General features: G+C 71.9%; 16 protein-coding genes. 7 read left to right on the top strand and 9 right to left on the bottom strand.

The window, feature by feature from the left end:
* Window positions 1–14 precede the first annotated feature (14 nt).
* Window positions 15–1535 (bottom strand): MFS transporter, encoded by a 1521-nt coding sequence (locus tag DN069_RS34670; RefSeq protein WP_279387947.1) that lies wholly within the window; start codon window positions 1533–1535, stop codon window positions 15–17.
* Window positions 1536–1750: 215 nt separating this feature from the next.
* Here DN069_RS34670 and DN069_RS34665 point away from each other — a divergent pair, with 215 nt between their 5' ends.
* On the top strand, window positions 1751–2125 hold the full coding sequence (locus tag DN069_RS34665; protein ID WP_111507218.1) for a DUF488 domain-containing protein: 375 nt from the start codon (window positions 1751–1753) through the stop codon (window positions 2123–2125).
* Between the two features lie 37 nt (window positions 2126–2162).
* Here the strand turns inward: DN069_RS34665 and ligD are convergent, their stop codons facing one another.
* The gene (ligD, locus tag DN069_RS34660; RefSeq protein WP_111507229.1) at window positions 2163–3170 is read right to left on the bottom strand and encodes a non-homologous end-joining DNA ligase; all 1008 of its coding nucleotides are present in this window, start codon (window positions 3168–3170) and stop codon (window positions 2163–2165) included.
* Window positions 3171–3279: 109 nt separating this feature from the next.
* Between ligD and DN069_RS34655 the strand changes: the two genes are divergently transcribed.
* Window positions 3280–4371: an ATP-dependent DNA ligase gene (locus tag DN069_RS34655; RefSeq protein WP_111507217.1), complete on the top strand. Its 1092-nt coding sequence runs from the start codon at window positions 3280–3282 to the stop codon at window positions 4369–4371.
* Here DN069_RS34655 and DN069_RS34650 read toward each other — a convergent pair.
* Entirely contained in the window at window positions 4311–5630 is a 1320-nt protein-coding gene (locus DN069_RS34650) for an MFS transporter (RefSeq protein WP_111507216.1), read from the bottom strand. The two genes, DN069_RS34655 and DN069_RS34650, sit on opposite strands and share 61 nt — an antisense overlap.
* 96 nt (window positions 5631–5726) lie before the next feature.
* On the opposite strand from DN069_RS34650, the gene DN069_RS34645 reads away from it, so the two are divergent.
* On the top strand, window positions 5727–6158 hold the full coding sequence (locus DN069_RS34645) for a protein-tyrosine phosphatase family protein (RefSeq protein WP_111507215.1): 432 nt from the start codon (window positions 5727–5729) through the stop codon (window positions 6156–6158).
* On the opposite strand, the gene DN069_RS42520 is transcribed toward DN069_RS34645, so the two are convergent.
* Complete coding sequence (locus tag DN069_RS42520; protein WP_111507214.1) at window positions 6159–8504, bottom strand: ArnT family glycosyltransferase; 2346 nt, start codon at window positions 8502–8504, stop codon at window positions 6159–6161.
* Between the two features lie 321 nt (window positions 8505–8825).
* Here DN069_RS42520 and thrS point away from each other — a divergent pair, with 321 nt between their 5' ends.
* Window positions 8826–10052 carry a threonine--tRNA ligase gene (thrS, locus tag DN069_RS34635; protein WP_111507228.1) on the top strand — a complete coding sequence of 409 codons (1227 nt, stop codon included), beginning with the start codon at window positions 8826–8828 and terminating at the stop codon, window positions 10050–10052.
* Window positions 10053–10071: 19 nt separating this feature from the next.
* On the opposite strand, the gene DN069_RS34630 is transcribed toward thrS, so the two are convergent.
* Entirely contained in the window at window positions 10072–10524 is a 453-nt protein-coding gene (locus tag DN069_RS34630; RefSeq protein WP_111507213.1) for a hypothetical protein, read from the bottom strand.
* Window positions 10525–10705: 181 nt separating this feature from the next.
* Here DN069_RS34630 and DN069_RS34625 point away from each other — a divergent pair, with 181 nt between their 5' ends.
* Complete coding sequence (locus DN069_RS34625; RefSeq protein WP_111507212.1) at window positions 10706–11872, top strand: glycoside hydrolase family 76 protein; 1167 nt, start codon at window positions 10706–10708, stop codon at window positions 11870–11872.
* Between the two features lie 6 nt (window positions 11873–11878).
* Here the strand turns inward: DN069_RS34625 and DN069_RS34620 are convergent, their stop codons facing one another.
* The 4 genes from DN069_RS34620 to DN069_RS34605 form a co-directional block, all read right to left on the bottom strand.
* Window positions 11879–12931, bottom strand: coding sequence for a LacI family DNA-binding transcriptional regulator (locus DN069_RS34620; protein ID WP_243640163.1), 1053 nt, complete (start codon window positions 12929–12931; stop codon window positions 11879–11881).
* A 102-nt stretch (window positions 12932–13033) separates the two neighbouring features.
* Window positions 13034–14335, bottom strand: a complete 1302-nt coding sequence (locus DN069_RS34615; protein ID WP_111507210.1) for an extracellular solute-binding protein — start codon at window positions 14333–14335, stop codon at window positions 13034–13036.
* A gap of 34 nt (window positions 14336–14369) precedes the next feature.
* Window positions 14370–15263, bottom strand: a complete 894-nt coding sequence (locus DN069_RS34610; RefSeq protein WP_111507209.1) for a carbohydrate ABC transporter permease — start codon at window positions 15261–15263, stop codon at window positions 14370–14372.
* Window positions 15247–16242 (bottom strand): carbohydrate ABC transporter permease, encoded by a 996-nt coding sequence (locus DN069_RS34605; RefSeq protein ID WP_111507208.1) that lies wholly within the window; start codon window positions 16240–16242, stop codon window positions 15247–15249. The genes DN069_RS34610 and DN069_RS34605 overlap by 17 nt, the downstream gene beginning before the upstream one ends.
* Window positions 16243–16399: 157 nt before the next feature.
* Between DN069_RS34605 and DN069_RS34600 the strand changes: the two genes are divergently transcribed.
* A complete protein-coding gene (locus DN069_RS34600; RefSeq protein WP_111507207.1) occupies window positions 16400–17794 on the top strand; it encodes a glycoside hydrolase family 125 protein in 1395 nt (464 codons plus the stop codon).
* Between the two features lie 235 nt (window positions 17795–18029).
* A partial coding sequence (locus DN069_RS34595; RefSeq protein WP_243640161.1) for an RIO1 family regulatory kinase/ATPase domain-containing protein occupies window positions 18030–18686 on the top strand: 657 nt, incomplete at its 3' end.

Genomic DNA, 18686 nt, shown 5'->3' with positions numbered 1-18686 from the left:
TTGTTGACGATCGCTCAGGCCGCAGGCGAGTCCTCGGCCGTCGCGTGTTCGGCCTCCGCCTCCGCCGTTGCCGGGGCGGCCTGCACACCGCCGCGCAGCCCGAGCAGCGCGACGATCGCGGCCAGGGCCATCAGCCCGGACATGATGTAGAAGACGTACTGGACGCCGTGCGCGAAGTCCGCCCGGATGAAGGGCGGAATGCCGGACGAGGAGCTGCTGCTGCCCGAACCGCTGCCGCTGTAGGCGCCGTGCGTGATGGACGCCGCGAGCGCGTCGGCCGCCTTGCGCGGCATGTGCTGCTGGACCAGCGAGTCGGAGATCCGCGACTGGAAGATCGAGATCATCACGGTGCCCAGCACCGCGAAGCTCAGGCTGGACGCGTAGTTGCGGACCGTCTGGGTGATGCCCGTCGCCTCGCCGTAGGAGACGCTGGAGGCGCGGTTGACGGCATCCGTGTTGGACGGGCTCACCATCAGGCCCATGCCCGCGCCGGAGACGATGATCGGCCAGGTGAGCTGGTTGATGTCGAGCGAGGTGGCCTTGCTCGCCCAGAGGTAGAAGCCGACCGCCGCGATGACCGAGCCCATGAAGATCGGCCGCTTGGCGCCGACCCGGTCCAGCATCCGGCCGCCGAGCTGCGAGGTGACCACGAAGCCGATGAAGAAGTAGAGCAGGGTGACGCCGGACTTCTGGGTGTCCTGACCGAGCGAGACGGCCGCGTACTCGCTGGCGAAGAAGAACATCGGCAGGAAGACGGCCATCGAGATGCCCAGGATCAGGCACTGCACCCGGAACGTGCGGTCGCTGAAGATCGCCACGTCGATCAGCGGGGACGGCCGGCCGCGCTCGTAGCGGAAGAAGACCACCAGCAGCACCGCGCCCGCCGCGATCGACAGGCCGATCAGCGGGTTGGTCCAGCCCCAGACGTGCGACTGCTGGAACCCGAAGACGCTGAGCGCCACGCCCGCGGCGATCAGCAGCACGCCGACCCAGTCGATCGGCGCCGGGCGGTACTGGGTCTTCGGGCGCGAGATCGCGATCAGCAGCAGCGCGACCAGTGCGACCGGGATGTTGACCCAGAAGATGCCGCGCCAGGTCCACTCCGTCAGGTAGCCGCCCAGGATCGGGCCGACGGCGGTCAGACCGCCGGCGATGCCGAAGAACAGCGCGAGCGCGCGGCCGCGGGAGCGCAGGTCGAAGGTGTTGACGACGATCGCCAGCGCGGCCGGGTACATGAACGCGCCGCCGACGCCCTGCACGGCGCGGAACACGATGATCCACGTCTGCGCGAGCGAGCCGGTCGGCGTCAGACCGCACAGGCCGGAGGCGCCGGCGAAGACGATGACGCCGATCACCGCCATCCGGGTGTGTCCGAGCGTGTCGGACAGGCGCCCACCGAGGGCGAAGAAGGCGGCGAGGGCCAGCAGGTAGGCGTTGACCGCCCACTGCACGCCGGTGCCGCTCAGGTGCAGCTCGCTCTGGATCTTGGGAGCGGCGATGGAGACGATGGTCTGGTCGATGAAGGTCATCGCCACGGCACAGATCATGGCCGCGAGGACGAGTCCCTTACGCCCTCCTGCGGATGACCCCGCGTCGACTGAAATGCTGGCGCTCATAGCCGCTGTTCCCCCTGGATAGCTCGTTTCGGCGCGCAGACCCTAGCACTGGATTCGTGCCCTCGGCAGCGGATCGACGCGCCCGGGCTCCGTACCGGTTCGCTGACACGTGCCGCCGGGGTGAGACTTGGTGCATGAGCCCTGCAGCCCGCCCCAACCCGTGCGTCCGCCGCGTCTATGACGCGCCGGAACCGGACGACGGAGCCCGCATCCTGGTCGACCGCCTGTGGCCGCGCGGCGTCTCCAAGGAGGCGGCCGAGCTCGACGACTGGGACAAGGCGGTCACCCCCTCCACGGAACTGCGCCGTTGGTACCACGCCACGGACGAGGGCGAGGCCGCGTTCGCCGAGTTCCGCACCCGCTACCTCGCGGAACTCGACGCCCCCGAACCGGCCGCAGCCCTGAAGTCCCTGCGCGCCCGCGTCAAGGCCGGCCCGGTCACCCTCCTGACGGCCGCCAAGGACCCGGCCCACAGCCACGTCGCGGTCCTGCTGGAACGCCTGCGCTGAGCGTCGGCCGCGCACCTCGCGGCATGACGCCGCGTCATCACTCCTCGTCGGGTTCGTGCTTCGCCCGGCTGGGCTGGACGCGCTTGGGCTCGCCCGGCATCTTCGGGTACTCCGGCGGGTAGGGCATGTCGCCCAGCCCGCGCTCGGTGACGTCCTGTTCCCACAGGGCCAGGGCGGCGGTCAGGTCGTGCCGGGTGGCGTCCATGTCCGCGTGCACGTCGCCGAGTTCGGCGTAGCGGGCGGGCATGGTGGTGATGTCGAACTGCGCCGGCTTGACCTGGTTCACCTCGTCCCAGTGCAGCGGCGCGGAGACCGGGGCGTTGGGGAAGGGACGGACGGAGTAGGCGGCCGCGATGGTCCGGTCCCTGGCCGTCTGGTTGAAGTCGACGAAGATGCGTTCGCCGCGCTCCTCCTTCCACCAGGCGGTGGTGACCCGGTCGGGCATGCGGCGTTCGAGTTCGCGGCCGATGGCGATGACGGCGTGGCGGACCTCCACGAAGTCCCAGTGGGGCTCGATGGGCACGAAGACGTGCAGGCCCCGGCCGCCGGAGGTCTTGGGCCAGCCGGTCAGGTGGAGCTCGGTCAGGACCTTCCGCAGCTCCAGGGCCGCCCGGGCCGCGTCGGAGAAGTCGGTGCCGGGTTGCGGGTCGAGGTCGATGCGCAGTTCGTCCGGGTGGTCAGTGTCCGCGCTGCGCACGGGCCAGGGGTGGAAGGTGAGGGTGCCGCGGTTGACCGCCCACAGCACCGCTGCCTGCTCCGTCGGGCACATCTCGTCCGCCGGGCGGCCGCTGGGGAAGGTGACCCGGGCGCTCGGGATCCAGTCGGGCAGGTCGCGGGGGACCCGCTTCTGGTAGAAGGCCTCGCCGCCGATCCCGTCGACGAAGCGCTGCAGCGTGGTGGGCCGGTCCCGGACGGCGCGCAGGGCGCCCGGGGCGACGGCCTCGAAGTAGCGGGCCACGTCCAGCTTGGTGTAGCCGGCGTCCGGGAAGTAGACCTTGGCCGGGTTGGTGACGCGCACCGCGCGTCCGCCGATCTGCAGCTCCATCGCCTCGCCCATGCACCACACCGTAGGACGGACCCGGGCTGTGCGCCCGTCGGCGCGCGTCGGGCGCGCCGCCCGTGCGGGAGGCCGGGGCGCGCCGCAGAATCGGGGCATGGACCTGCCCGTGATGCCGCCCGTCAAGCCGATGCTCGCGAAGTCCGTCGCGAAGATCCCGCCGGGGATGCTGTACGAGGCCAAGTGGGACGGCTTCCGCGCGGTGGTCCACCGCGACGGCGGGGAGACGGTCATCGGCAGCCGCACCGGCAAGCCGCTCACGCGCTACTTCCCGGAGCTGGTCGCCCAGCTGGAGGCCCAGCTGCCGCCCCGCTGCGTCGTGGACGGCGAGATCATCCTGATCCGCGGCGACCACCTCGACTTCGACGCGCTCACGGAACGGATCCACCCCGCCGACTCCCGGGTGCGGCTGCTGGCCGAACAGACCCCGGCGTCCTTCGTCGCCTTCGACCTGCTGGCCCTCGGCGAGCTGGACCTGATGCCGGTGCCGCAGCGGGAGCGCCGCGCCGCCCTCGCGGAGGTCCTTGAGACGGTCGAGCCGCCGCTCTACCTTGCGCCCGCGACCCTCGACCCCGAGGAGGCCCGCCGCTGGTTCGACCAGTTCGAGGGCGCGGGGCTCGACGGCGTCATCGCCAAGCCGTTGGACGCCGCCTACGCGCCCGACCAGCGGGTGATGTTCAAGATCAAGCACGAGCGGACCGCCGACTGCGTCGTCGCCGGCTACCGCGAGCACAAGAGCGGGCCGATCGTCGGCTCGCTGCTGCTCGGCCTCTACGACGCCACCGGGCGGCTGCAGCACGTCGGCGTCTGCGCGTCCTTCCCGATGAAGCGGCGCGAGGAGCTGGTCGCCGAACTCGCGCCGCTGCGCATGGATCCCGCCGCCGGGCACCCCTGGGCCGAGTGGGCGGACGAGGAGGCGCAGGCGAGCTCGCGGATGCCGGGCGCGACCAGCCGGTGGACCGGCACCAAGGACCTGTCCTGGGTGCCGCTCCGGCCCGAGCGGGTGATCGAGGTCGCATACGACCACATGCAGGGCGACCGCTTCCGCCACACCACGCAGTTCCGCCGCTGGCGGCCCGACCGCGAGCCGGCGAGCTGCACCTACGGGCAGCTGGACGAGCCCGTCGGCTACGACTTGGCGGACATCCTGGGCCGGGCCTCCGGCGCGTCCGACGCCGGGGGCAGCTGAGCCGGGATCAGACCCGGGAGCACCCGGCCGGCGCGGGTCGCCGCCCAGCGCTCGTGGCCGAGCGCGAGCGCGGCCAGCACCGTGCCGATCACCCCGGTGACCGCGAAGCCCCAGACCGGCGAGAAGCTGTCGATCAGCGAACCGGCCAGCGGCGCGCCCAGCGAGCCGCCGAGCGTCAGCGCCGCCGCCTGCAGGCCCATCGCCTGCCCGCGGGCGGAGGCCGGGACGGCCGCAGTGAGCGCCTCGGCCGTGGACGCGATGGTCGGCGCGCAGACAAACCCGGCGGGGATCAGCGCGAGCGCGGTCCACTGCCAGCCGAGGCCGCCGACGAGCCCGACGGGGATCGTGCCGAGGCCCAGCAGGAGCATCAGCACCGGCAGGCGGCGGGGGCGCGCCGTCGAGCCGTGCCAGAAGCCGCCGACCAGCGAGGCGCAGCACCAGGCGATGATGGTCAGCCCCGCCCACTGCGTCTCGCCGTGCTGCCGCAGGCTGGCGACGACGGAGACCTCGGTCCCGGCCAGCGTCAGGTTCGCGGCCGTGCACATGGCCAGGACCAGCACCAGCGTCGGGTTCAGCCAGGTGCCGCGCGGCAGCCGGGCGGTCTTCCCCTTCCGCCCCGCGGGCCCGGACTCCGCCGACCCGGGCTCCGCCCCGAGGTCGGCCGCCCGACCGGCCGTCAGGATGCGGCCGAGCGGCCAGAGGCCCGCCATCGAGGCGAGGGTCATCGCCGCCGTCGCGAACATCGACGGCGTCGCCGTGTGCAGACCCGTCACGGCCACCACGGCCACGGCCGGGCCGACCATGTAGGCGAGCTCGACGATCATCGAGTCCAGCGCGAAGGCCTGCCGCCGCAGCTCGCCGGGCACATGCGCGGCCACCGCCTGCCGGATCACCGGGAAGACCGGCACCGAGACCACGCCGCCGGCGAACGTCGCCGCCACGAGCGCGGGATAGGGGAGGGAGGGCGCGGTCGCCCAGTACAGCGCCTCGGCGAGGCCGGTCACCAGCAGCACCGGCCGCAGTCCGTGCCGGTCCACCATCCGTCCGGCGATCGGCGAGCCGATCGCGAATCCGAGTGTCAGCGCCATCCCGACGACGCCGGCCGCGCCGTAGCCGCGCTGCTGGTCGAGGACGACGTGCAGCGTGAGCAGCATGCCCTTGGCGGTGCCCGGGATCCGGGCGAGGAGTGCGACGACGAACAGGGCTCGGCTGCCCTGGATGGCGAAGACGGATCGGTAAGGACCGAACAGACGGTGCATGGGTTATCCCTCCGCCCGGATCATCGCAGAAAGAACCGGCTGTCCGCCTCGGGATATTTCCGCGCCCGAGCGCTCGAGCGGCGGTAGCCTGACCGGATGCCTGCGACCTGGGAGACCGACACCCCCGGCATGCTGGTGCTGCCCTCGGGACGGACCCTGCGCGGCAGAGGACTGCGCGACCCTCTCCCTGACGGGCCGTCGCCCGACTTCGGGGTGTATCTCCAGGGCGAGGAACCGCCCGCGACCACGTGGGAGTCGCGCTGGGTGCGCTGGCCGGACTTCATGCTCCCGGCCGACCGCTCGGCCGCCCGCCGCGCCCTGCGCGACGCCTGGGAGCGGGCCGCAACCGAACGCGTCGAGATCGCCTGCACGGCAGGGCGAGGACGGACCGGGACCGCTCTCGCCTGCATCGCCGTGCTGGACGGCGTGCCGCCGCGCGAGGCCGTGGCCTACGTGCGGCGGCACTACTCACGTCATGCCGTGGAGACGCCCTGGCAGCGCCGCTATGTGGAGCGCTTCACGAAGTGATCACGCGGCCCCGCCGCACAGGTACAGCTGCTGCGAGGAGCCCCCGCGGCCGAACGGCGACTGGTCGCCCTGCTGCTGGGCCGGCGCGCTCGCACCGTAGGCGCTGGGCGGGACCACCGTGCACGACTGCCGGACCCAGGACTGCACCGGGCTGCTCGGCGTCGAGCCCATGCCTCCACCCATACCGCCGCCCATGCCGCCGCCGAGGAGGACGAAGCGGAGCTGGTGCGTGGCGACCAGCTGCTGGAACTGACTCAGCGTCGGGCTGGGGACCGAGCCGGTGAAGCCGCCCATCGGCATCACCTCCTTGCCCGTGGCGAGGATGAACGGCGAGGCGGTGCTCCAGCTCGAGGTCGCCAGCACGTAGCGGGCGCCGCCGCCGTGGGCGGTGACGTAGGAGAGCAGCTGCTGCTGCGACGCCGACAGGGTGGTGCTGCCGCCGAAGCCGCCACCGCCACCGCCGCCGTCCCGGCCACCTCCGCCGAAGCCGTCACGACCGCCTCCGTGGTGGCCCTCCGTGCCGCGCGGCGCGTCGCCGAACCCGGCGAAGCCGCCGCCACGCCCGCTCGGGCCGACCGAGCCCATCATCGAGGCCATCCCGCCACCGCTGCCGGTGCCGAGGACGGAGGTGGCCCAGGCGGCCGGTGTGACGACCACCGCGAGCAGCCCGACCGCCACGCCGACCACGGCCAGGCGCGGCTTGGCCAGGCGTGGCACCCGGCCGACGGCCAGCAGCGCGAGGGCGACGGCGGTCGCCGCGATCGCCACCGGCGCGGCCCACGGCCGGAAGGTCGGGAACGGGTTCGCCAGGTACACGGCCCAGGCCGCCGTCGTGACGATCGCGACCGGCAGTACCAGGGCCTGGCGGCCGCCGGCGCGGTAGGCGCGCCACATCGCGACCAGGCCCGCGCCGCTCAGCGCGGCGAGCGGGGTGGCGATCACGCCCATGTAGTAGCTGTGCCCGCCGACGCTCCCGGCGCTGAAGGCGAGGAAGAACATCGCCAGCCAGGTGCCCCACATCAGGTAGCCGGCGCGCAGCCGGTCGGTGCGCGGCCGACGGCGACGCCAGGCGATGCCGAAGGCGAAGGAGAGCGCCGCGAGGGGGTAGAGCCAGCCGGTCTGCGAGGCGATCGAGGAGCCGAACATCTTGCTCCAGCCGCCGTCCCCGCCGCCCGCGCCGCCGAGCACGGCCGCCCGCGCGGCCAGCGACTGCGCGGACGTGCTCTGCTGCCCACCGGCACCGGCACCGGTGCCCGCGCCAGAGCCGGCGTGCGTGCCGCCGCCCCAGCCGGAGCCACTGCCCCAGCCGGACGCGCCAGCCGTGCCGCCGGCACCCGCGCCCTGGGCCGACGTGCCGCCGAGGCCGTGGCCGCCGAAGCCCTGACCACCGGCCCCCTGGCCGCCGGCGTGGCCGCCACCGTGGCCGCCGCCCCCGCGGACGGCCTGGACGCTGCCGGTGTCCGACGCGCTCATCCCCACCGAGGAGAAGCGGTTCAGGAAGTTGTAGCCGACCACCATGCTGAACGCCGAGTTGTCCGTGGTGCCGTCGACGTACGGCCGGTCCTTCGCCGGGGTCAACGTGACCAGCGCGATCCACGACGCCGAGACGGCGACCGCGACCACCCCGGCGACCGCGGCGTGCCAGAGACGGCGCCGCAGCGGCGCGGGCGCGGAGAGGACGTAGACGAGCGCCAGCGCGGGCAGCACCGCCCACGCCTCCAGCATCTTGGTCTGGAAGGCCAGGCCCACCCACACCCCGGACAGGACAAGGGTCCGCAGTCGACCGCTCGTCGCGGCCCGCTGGGCCGCCTCCGCGGCGCAGATCAGCAACAGGGTGAAGGCGGGGTCCTCGACGGAGGTGCGGAACAGCCCGGCGATCACTGGGGTCAGCGTGAACAGGCCGCAGGCGAGCAGCGCCGCGTTGGCGCCGGCCCACTGGCGGACGGCCTTGTAGAGGACCAGCACCGCCAGTACGCCCTCGACGGCCTGGGGCAGCGCCACCGACCAGGCGTGGAAACCGAAGACCCGGGCGGAGAGCGCCTGGGGCCAGACGAAGCCGGGCAGCTTGTCCAGGGTGATGGTGCCGGCCGGGTCGAACGAGCCGTAGAGGAACGCCTTCCAGCTCTCGGCGCCGCTGCGCGCGGCGTTCGCGTAGAAGCCGTGGAAGGAGGCCTGGTCGATCTGCCAGAAGAAGAGAAGGGCGGCGAAGGCCGCGATCCCGAGCAGGGCCGGGCGTGCGTAGCCGGGCTGGTCCGCTGGGGACCGCCACGGACGGTGACGGGAGGCGATTCGGAGGATCGGGGAATCCGCAGGCGCGGTGAGTTCGCCGGTGACACTTGGAGCCATGACGATGACACTGGGTGACCAACCTGTGAAAACGCTCGAAAACCGCCCGACTCGCCGGAATTCATAACTGGCTCTGGCCCGCGTCTTGCCATGCACAAAGAAAATTCCGGCACCACGGCCACCTCGCTGCTACCGTCGATTCATGAAGTTCCCAGCCGTCCACCAGCAGACGACGACGCCGGATCCCGTCCCGGCGCGCTGAGAGCTGTCGCAGTCCAAGCCCCGGGCGAGTGCCCGGGGCTTTCTCGTGCCGTCACTCGTCCGGTCCCGTCTTCCGAAGACACGCAGACCCGAAGAACCGACGACCGTGAGGTGAGCGAGATGACCGCCCAGCACGACCACCGCAGGCTCGGCCGCGAGCTGGCCCTGTTCGACACCGACCCGATGATCGGCGCGGGCCTGCCGTACTGGCTCCCCGACGGCGCCGTGATCCGCCACGAACTGGAGGAGTACGTCCGCGACCTGGAGCGGCGCGCCGGCTACCGGCACGTCTACTCGCCGGTGCTCGGCAAGCGCGAGCTCTACGAGCGCTCCGGGCACTGGGCGCACTACCGCGAGGACATGTTCCCGCCGATGCGGCTCGGCGCGGAGGAGGTCGTGCTGCGGCCGAGCCTGTGCCCGCACCACGCGGTGATCTACCGCTCCCGCGCCCGCAGCTACCGCGAGCTGCCGCTGCGGCTCGCCGAGCTGGGCGGCATGTACCGGTCCGAACTCTCCGGCGTGCTGGGCGGCCTGACCCGGGTGCGGGCCATCCAGCTCAACGACGGCCACGTCTTCTGCACCCCGGACCAGGTCGCCGACGAGGCCGCGCGGGCGCTGGAGCTGATCCGCGAGGTGTACGCGGTCCTCGGCATCGAGCCCGTCCGCTACCGTCTCTCGCTGCCCGGCGAGGGCGGCAAGTATGTGGCCGCGCCCGAGCTGTGGGATCGTTCGGCCCGGCTGCTGACCGAGGTGCTGGAGAAGTCCGGGCTGCCCTTCGAGGCCCAGCGGGGCGAGGCGGCCTTCTACGGGCCGAAGATCGACGTGCAGATCGCCGACGGGGCCGGGCGTGAGGCGACCCTGTCGACCGTGCAGGTCGACTTCCACCAGCCCGAGCAGTTCGGGCTGGAGTACGTCGGCGCGGACGGCGGGCGGCACCGGCCGGTGATGGTGCACCGCGCCGTCATCGGTAGCGTCGAGCGCGCCGTGGCGCACCTGATCGAGCTCTACGGCGGCGCGTTCCCGGCCTGGCTGGCACCGGTCCAGCTGGTGCTGCTGCCGCTGTCGGAGGCGGAGCTCGGGCGCGCGGAGGAGCTGGCCGGACGCTGTCTGGAGCTCGGGCTGCGGGTCGAGGTCGCCGGGCCGGAGCAGGGTAGTCTCGGCGCCCGCGTCCGGGCGGCGCGGCTGGCGCCCTATCAGGCGGTCATCGGCGCACGTGAGGCGGCCGAGGGCCTGGTCGCGCCTCGGCTGCGCGACGGATGCCGCCCGTCTCCGCTGCCGGCGGACGCGTTCGTCGCCCGCGTGGCGGCGGGCGTCGCCGCCCGGGAGCGGGAGCCCTCGCTCGACTGAGCCGGGAGGTGCGGCGGCCTCAGGAGACCTGGATGTGGGTGTCCATGCCCAGGCTCTTGTGGCTGTCGACCGGGCACCACAGCTCGTAGGCGCCCTTCTGCAGAGTCACCGTCAGCTTGCTGCTGCCGCCCGGCCCGATGACGGCGGTCTGGGTGGTCGGCAGGCCGGGCCCGGAGATGGCGAGCGCGTGGGAGATGTGCCCGCTGTCCTGCGCCACGAAGGTGTACTTCCCGGCCGGGAAGGTGGACTGCGAGAGGTGGAGCGAGAACTCGGTCTCGTCCACGGTGACCGTCGTCCCCCCGCCCGTGCCCCCGCCCCCGCCCGCGGCCGTGGCCGGGGTCGGGGTCGTGGTCGGGGCCGAGGCCGGGTTCGACGGGGTGTTCGAGGCGGTGGAGCTTTTCGAGGAACTGCAGCCGGTCGCCGCGAGGGACAGCAGGAGCGCGCCGGCGACGAGGGCGGGATGGCGTGGCATGGCGCCTCTCTATCAGTCGGCCCCGCCGTCCGTCGGGCGACACGCGGGAGCCAGGCCTGCTTCAACTCCATAGGAAGTAAACCCTGTTGAAAGCGTTGACGTGGTGCCCGGCGGGTGGGAACGTTTCCAGGTTGCGTTTCCTCGATAGCGCCCCGGCGGCGTCCTGGACAGAGGAGTCATCATGCGCTTCGCACCTCTTCGGCTGGCACTGGCCGGCGCCCTGCTCGTCCTGGCGACGGCGGGCACCGCGGCCGCGGCCACACCACACCCGACGGGCAAGAGCAACGCCAAGTCCCGTGCCGTCTCCGCCTACCGGGCCCTGGAGACCTACCTGGCCACCACCGACGGCTCGGGGCTCTACCGCGAGCAGTACCCGGTGGCGCCGACCGACAACGCCTACTCCTACGAGTGGTCGTTCTCCCAGGCCCACGTCGCCACACTGGACCTGGCCACGGTGGACCCGGGTTACGGCCCGGCGCTGGCCCGGCACGCCGCGGCGCAGGAGCACTACTGGAAGCCGTCCGGCGGCGCCACCGGCCTGCCCGGCTACGCCTCCTACCCGGTGGCGCCCTACGGCGGGGGCGGCGACTTCTTCTACGACGACAACGAGTGGGTGGGCCTGCTGAAGGTCCAGTCCTATCTGAGCAGGGGCGGCGCCTCGTCACTGGCACGCGCCGAGCAGATATTCGCCCTGACCGAGTCGGGCTGGGACACCGACCCGACCCACGCGGACCCCGGCGGCGTCTTCTGGACCCAGGCGACGTGGAGCCACGACCGCAACACCGTCTCCACCATGCCCGGCGCCGAACTCGGCCTGCGGCTCTACCAGATCACGCACAAGGCCGCGTACCTGCAGTGGGCGCTGCGGATGTACGCGTGGACGAACGCGCACCTGCAGAGTCCGAGCGGGCTGTACTGGGACCACCTGGACCTGCAGGGTACCGTCGAGCCGACCATGTGGTCGTACAACCAGGGCGTGCCGGTCGGCGTCAACGTGCTGCTCTACCAGGTCACCCACGACTCCAGGTACCTGCGGGAGGCCAAGCGGATCGCCGACGCCGCGTACACCTACTACGTGACCGGGGACCGGCTCTTCGCGCAGCCGATCTTCTTCAACTCGATCATGTTCAAGAACCTGCTGCTGCTGGAGTCGGTGACCGGCGAGAACCGCTACGACAAGGCCATGTCCGCCTACGCCGACCGGGTGTGGACCACCGTGCGCAACCCGGCCACCGGCCTGGTGCAGTTCGACTCGGGCGGCACCACCCAGCTGCTCCAGCAGTCCGCCTTCGTGCAGATCTACGCGGCCCTCGCGATGCACCGCTCCGACTGGTCGCGGCTGTACTGAGGCCGGTCAGCGCCTGGCCGTGCCCCGGCCCTGCCTGTTCTCCCCGCTGCCGCGGACGATCAGGTGGACCGGCAGCACGGTCCGACGCGGTGGTCCGCTCTCGCCGTGGATCCGGTCCAGCAGCAGCCGCGCCGCGTGCCGCCCGAGCTCCTCGGTGTCCGCCGCCACCACGGTCACCGGCGTCGGCATCAGGTCCGCGAAGCGGAAGTCGTCGAAGCCGACCAGGCCCACCCGCTCGCGCAGCTGCTGAGTGGCCCTCAACACCCCCTCCGTCAGGAAGCTGGTCGTCGCGAAGACGGCGGTCGGCGGCTCGGCGGCGGTCAGCAGCTCGCGTGTGGCGCTCGCGGCGTCCTCTGCGGAACCCCGGTTGAGCGTGACGACCAGCCGCTCGTCGACGGGGATGCCGGCCTCCCGCAGGGCCCGGCGGTAGCCGCGCAGCCGCCGCCCGGTGGTGTAGTAGGACGGCGCGACCAGGATCGCGATCCGCCGGTGGCCCTGCTCGATCAGGTGCTGGGTGGCCCGGCGCGCCCCGCCCTCGTTGTCGAACAGCACCACGTCCGCGTCGGTCCCGGTGGCCGGGCGGTCGACGAAGACCAGCGGCACCCGGTCGTGCGCGTTGAGGTGCTCCAGGTACGAGTGGTCGCCCTGGTCGGGGACGATGATCAGGCCGGCCACCCGACGGCCGATCAGATTGCCGATGGCGCGCCGCTCCACCTGCGGGTCCTCGTCCGCGGTGCTCAGCAGCACGGCGTAGCCCTCGCGTCCGGCGACCTCGACAGCCGCCTTGGCCAGCGAGGCGTAGAACGGGTTGGTGAGGTCGCCGAGCAGCAGCCCGAAGGTGTGCGAGTGCTGTCCCGGGCGCAGCGAGCGGGCGATCTCGTTGCGCTGGAAGCCGATGGCCTCGATGGCGGCCAGCACCCGGGTGGCGGTCTCCTCGCGCACCGCGCCGGAGCCGTTGACCACGCGGGAGACGGTGCCCAGGCCCACCCCGGCGCGCTCGGCGACGTCCCGCATCGTCGGCCGGCCGGCGGGCGGGGGAGGCGGTACGCGGCTGCTCACGTCTGGATGACACCTTCCCTTGGCGGTCGGGGCCGGAGCCGGGCGGTCCCTGCCCCGGCGCCCCAGGTTACGGCTCGGTTCTGTGCGGTTCCGACGCAGGTGCTAACCGTTGCTCTTGATCACGTCGTTGATCTTGCCGGTCATGGTCTGCAGGTCGGACAGCGGCTTCTTGCCCTGCAGGATGTCGGTCCAGTAGGCGGTGATCAGGTCGTCGGCCTGGCTGGCCCACGGCGTGGTGAAGCGGACGCCGACGGTGTTGGTGTCGGCCAGTTCGGTCCTGACCGTGTTGGCGACCGTGTCCAGCTTGGCGCTGGTCAGTGCGTCGAAGTAGGAGCTCTGCGCGGCGACGTAGGCGGGTGGCGCGACGGGGGAGGAGGGCAGCACCTTGGTCCACACGGTGGAGTCGAGATACTGCAGGACCTTGAACGTGGCGTCGGTGTTCTGGGTGTAGCTGGGGGTGCAGATGCCGACGGCGTCGTAGAGGGTGGCCGGCGCGGTCTGCTGCGGCATGGGCGCGAAGCCGTAGTGGATCTTCGGTTTGTCGGTGAGGAATCCCGCCGCGAGCCACTGGCCGCCGAAGAGCATCGGCAGGGAGCCCGCCGCGAAGGTGGACTGGGTGTTGCTGGAGTCGTACCCGGGAGGCGCGACGGCGCCGGACTGGATCGCGGCGGCCAGCTTGCCCACGCCGGCGGTGTAGGTCGCGTCGGCGGTCACCTGGGTGGGCTTGTTCGCCGAGTCGGTGAACGGCGCGCCGCCGGCCGAGACCGAGTAGGTGCTCATGGTGAACGGCCCGTCCTTGCCGGTCATGTTGTCCGCCACCAGGCCGTAGCTCGCGCCGCCCCGGTGCGCGAGCGCGGTGGCGTCGTGGAACATGTCGTCCCAGGTCCAGCCGGCCGCGGGCAGGGGGAGGCCGGCGGCCTTGAAGGCGTCCACGTCGTACCAGACGCCGTAGGTGTTCATCAGTGAGGGGACACCGCCGATCTTTCCGTCCGCGGTCTTCCAGTTCTGCATCGCGGAGGGGACGAAGCTGCCGGAGGCGAAGGCGCCGGTGCCGGACAGCCGCGAGGACCAGTCGGTGAGCAGGCCCTCGCTGCCGTACTGCTGCTCGGTGTCGTTGCCGCACCAGAACAGGTCCGGCAGCTTCCTGGCCTGGGTGAGCGAGGACAGCTTGTCGCCGTAGTTGCCGCTCGGCGTGTCCAGCCGCTTGACGGTGATGTTCGGCTCGTGGAAGTTGGCCAGGGCCTGGTCGATCAGCGCGTTGGTCTGCGGGGTCTCCCAGGTCATGACGGTCACGGTGACCGGTCCCGAGGACGTGCCCGGGCTCGAACTGCTGCTGCAGGCCGTCGCGGTGAGCAGCGCGGCTGCCCCGAGGGCGGCGGCCGACAGGCGGGCTGAACTCTTCATGTGTCCGCTCCCAGTGGGTGGTTGAGGGTGTGATTCAGCGCTGACTGACGCCGCCGAGGGCACTCAGGCCCTGGATGAAGTAGCGCTGCGCGACGAAGAACACGGCCAGCGGGGGAAGCATGTACAGCAGGTTGGTGGCCATGTAGAGGTTCCAGTCGGGCGTCTGGCCGGCGAAGCCGGAGACGAAGGAGGCCATGCCGACGCTCAACGGCCACTTGTCGGAGGAGTAGAGGTAGATCAGCGGGTTCAGGAAGTCGTTCCAGGACATCTGGAAGGCGAGGATGGCCATGGTGATCCAGGCAGGCCGGGTCATCGGCAGCATGATGCGGGTGAAGATCCGGAAGTGTCCGGCTCCGTCGACCTTGGCGGCCTCGTCGATGGAGCGGGGGATCGCCAGGAAGTACTGGCGGGCCAGGAAGATGAAGAGGGGATTGCCGCCGAGCCAGGCCGGGACGATCAGCGGCAACCAGGTGTCGTACCAGCCGATGTCCCGGAAGAGCTGGAACAGCGGGATGATGCCGACGACCGGCGGCAGCATCATGGAGCCGACGAAGAGGTAGAACCAGAGCTTCCGACCCCGGAACCGGAGCCGGGACAGCGCGTAGCCCGCCATCATCGAGGTGAGCACGCCGCCGACCACCGAAAGACCGGTGATGATCACGGAGTTGAGCAGCAACTGCGGGAAGTGGATCGTGGCCGGCCCGTGGACGAAGTTCTCGAAGTGGTACTGGGACGGCAGCAGTTTCGGCGGCACCTCGAACACAGCGGTACTGCCCTTGAGCGCGATGGTGACCATCCACAGGATCGGCATGATCATCACGGAGCAGATCAGCAGCGCCGTGACGTACCAGGAGGTGTGGGGCAACCAGCGGCGCGGACGGGGCCGTGCCGTCGCGAGCACCGGCGCGGCCTCAGGAATGCTGGTCATGGAAGGTCCAGATGGAGGAGAAGCGGGCCGTGGCGGCGACCACCACGACGATGGCCAGGAACAGCACCCACGTCTGGGCCGAGGCGTAGCCGAGCCGGGGCTCACCGCCCAGGGTGGGGAAGCCGTGGTTGTAGACCGACAGCATCAGCGTGTCGGTGCTGAAGCCGGGGCCGCCGCTGCCGCCGGCGGAGAGGATCTTGGGCTGGTTGAAGGTCTGCAGCGCGGTGGTCAGCTGGAGCACCACCTGCAGCAGCATGATCGGGCTGATCAGCGGCAGGGTGATCCGGAAGAACACGGCCGCGTTGCCCGCGCCGTCGATCCGGGCCGCCTCGTAGAGCTCGGTGGGCACGGCCTGGAGCGCGGCCAGGAAGATGATCATCGTGGAGCCGACGCTCCAGAGCATCACGATGACGATCGAGGGCATCGCCGTCGACGAGCTGGACAGCCACATCCCGGTCGGGAGGTGAAGCCACCTCAGCACCTGGTTGGCCAGGCCCACCTGAGGGTCGAAGACGAACTTCCAGAGCGTGATGGTGGCCACCACCGGCAGCACCACCGGCAGGTAGCACAGCGTGCGCACCAGGCGGACCCCGCGCAGCCGCTGGTTGCAGAAGACCGCCAGGGCCAGGCCCAGCACCAGTGACAACGGCACGTAGAGGACGACCAGTTCGACGGTGGCCCGGACCGAGGGCCAGAACGAGGGGTCGGTCTCGAACATCTGGCGGAAGTTGTCGAAGCCGACGAACCGAGGCGGCGTCAGGCCGTTGTAGCGGGTCAGGGCGAAGTAGCCCGAGCGGATCAGCGGGAAGACCACGAAGACGCCGAAGCCGAGGATGGCCGGAGCCAGGAACGCGTAGGCGGCCGCGGTGTCCGCGTCGGCTCGACGGCGGGGGAGGCGTGGGCCAAGGCGCCTCCGGGACAGGGGAGCGGAGGCCGAGGGCGGCGGCAGCTCGGCCTCCGGGTGCGAGGAGATCGTCATTGCGTTCACCTGTTCCTGTCCCGCCCCCGGTAAAACCCCTTCGAGGAAGTCCACTTGAGGGAAGTTCCTGTCGTTCCGGATGGTGGTGCGGTAACGTTTCCAACGCTGCTCGGTGAGCTCACCGTGGCGCACGGCCTGGAGGGAGTCAAGGGTCGCGATGGTAACGTTTCCGGCGTTTCCGGCAGGCGGGCCGTGGGCAGCACCGGAGTCACTGGACGAGCTCGGTCGGGAGCTGACGGAGCGGCTGAGCGGCACCGCAGCCGCGGGGATCGTGGCCGGCTGTCTCACCAACTCCTGGACCACCGCCATGTCCTGGGCCGCCACCGAGCCCGGCGCACGGCCCGAGGTGTTCGTCAGGACGGGCGACATCCCGGCGATGTGGCTGCGCGACAGCACCGCCCAGATGCGCCCCTACCTGGCGTGCGCGGTCGAGGACCCGGCCGTCGCCGACGTGCTGGCGGCGGTCTCGCGGCGGCAGTCGCGCTACGTGCTGGTGGACCCGTACGCCAACGCCTTCAACGAGACCGCCAACTCCGCGCACGGCGAGCGGCACGACCGCCCCGCGCCCGGCCCGTGGGTGTGGGAGCGCAAGTACGAGCTCGACTCGCTCAGCGCGCCACTGCAGCTCGCCTACGCCCTGTGGCGGGCGACCGGCCGGACGGACCACCTGCTGGAGTCGACGTTCCGTCAGGCCGCGTGGACCATCGTCCGGTTGTGGCGCACAGAGCAGTTCCACGAGGGCTCCCCGTACACCTTCGTCCGCCCGCGGGGCCCGTTCCGCGGCGACAGCCTCGGCCGCCGGGGCCGCGGGGACGCGGTGGCCCGCACCGGTCTCACCTGGTCCGGCTTCCGGCCCAGCGACGACCGCTGCGCGCACGGCTACCCGACCCCGGCCAACGCCCTCGCCTCGGCCAGCCTGCACGGCCTGGCCGAACTCGCCGTGACGGTGCTGACCGACGCCGAACTGGCCGAGGAGTCCCTCGCCCTCGCCGCCGAGATCGACGCCGGGCTGCTCGCCCATGCCGTCGTCGACCACGAGGGCAGCGACGTCCTCGCCTACGAGGTCGACGGTCTCGGCGGGACCCTGCTCGGTGACGACGCCAATCTGCCCAGCCTGCTGAGTCTGCCGCTGAGCGGCTGGTGCTCGGCGTCGGATCCGCTCTACCAGGCCACCCGCGCCCTGGTCCTCTCCGACGCCAACCCCTGGTACTGGACCGGCCGTCAGGCCTCCGGCATCGGCAGCCCGCACACCCCGAAGCGCCACGTCTGGCCGCTCGCCATCGCCACGGCGGGTCTGACCGGTGGCGCGCAGGAGGCCGTCGCCGCGCTGGAGACGCTGGCCAGAACCACAGCGGGCACAGGCCTGATGCACGAGAGCTTCCACGTCAACGACCCGGGCCGGTTCACCCGGCCCTGGTTCGGCTGGGCCAACGCGGCCTTCTCCGAGCTCGCCCTGGAGGTGGCCGGCGGCGGTGTGCGCCACCTCTTTCCCGCGCATCCCCGCACGAGGAGCGCGGACGGGGACGCGGGCACAGCCGGGGACGCGGATTAATTCGCTTGCGCCGCTCGGAGCGCTGGCTAGAGTGGGCGCGTTGCCGCAGTCGCCGGGCCGCCGAGAGTGCGCCCGGCCGTGACGAGAGTGGAGGTGCGTAGCAATGGTCGCCGTCCTGACACGGCGCGCTCCCGCCTGCGCGCCAGAAGCCTCCCCTTGTCACCCGCTCGCCGGCTGAGCCTCGCGTCCTACCGCTGACGCGCTCCGGCGGGCCCTCCCGCAGGAGACCCCTCCCTTGCGCAAGCGTTTCGCCGACAGCGATTCCTTCGTCCGCATCACCCCCAAGGGCGGCACCCGCCGTGGCCGCCGCTCCGAGTCCGCCGACGACGCCTACGAGCCCTACGACCTGGTCGAGTTCGACTGGTCCGGGGACGCCGTCGACACCGACCCCTCGCCCACTGCCGCCGGTGGGGCCGACACCCCGCCCGCGGGCGACCGCTGGTCCACCTGGGACCAGTCCACCCCGACCGAGAAGGGCCCCGAGCCGCGACCCGACTGGGTCGTCACCGAACTCGGCGCCGTCGACACCGAGTTGGGCATCGTCAAGACCGGCAAGGAGGCCGACGTCTTCCTACTGGAGCGCGCCGTGCCCGGCACCGGCCGCCGCACCCTGATGGCCGCGAAGCGCTACCGCGACGGGCAGCACCGCCTCTTCCACCGCGACGCCGGCTACCTGGAGGGCCGCAGCCACAAGGAGTCCCGGATCAGCCGAGCCATGGCCAAGCGGACCGACTTCGGCAAGCAGGCCATCGCCGGCCAGTGGGCCGCCGCCGAGTTCGCGGCGCTCTCCCGGCTCTGGCTGGCCGGCGCGTCCGTGCCCTACCCCGTGCAGATCGTCGGCACCGAGATCTTGATGGAGTTCCTCGGCGACGAGTCCGGCGCGGCCGCGCCG

The organism is Streptacidiphilus pinicola (assembly GCF_003258295.1).
GTDB lineage: Bacteria > Actinomycetota > Actinomycetes > Streptomycetales > Streptomycetaceae > Streptacidiphilus > Streptacidiphilus pinicola.
This window is presented reverse-complemented; position numbering and strand designations above follow the sequence as displayed.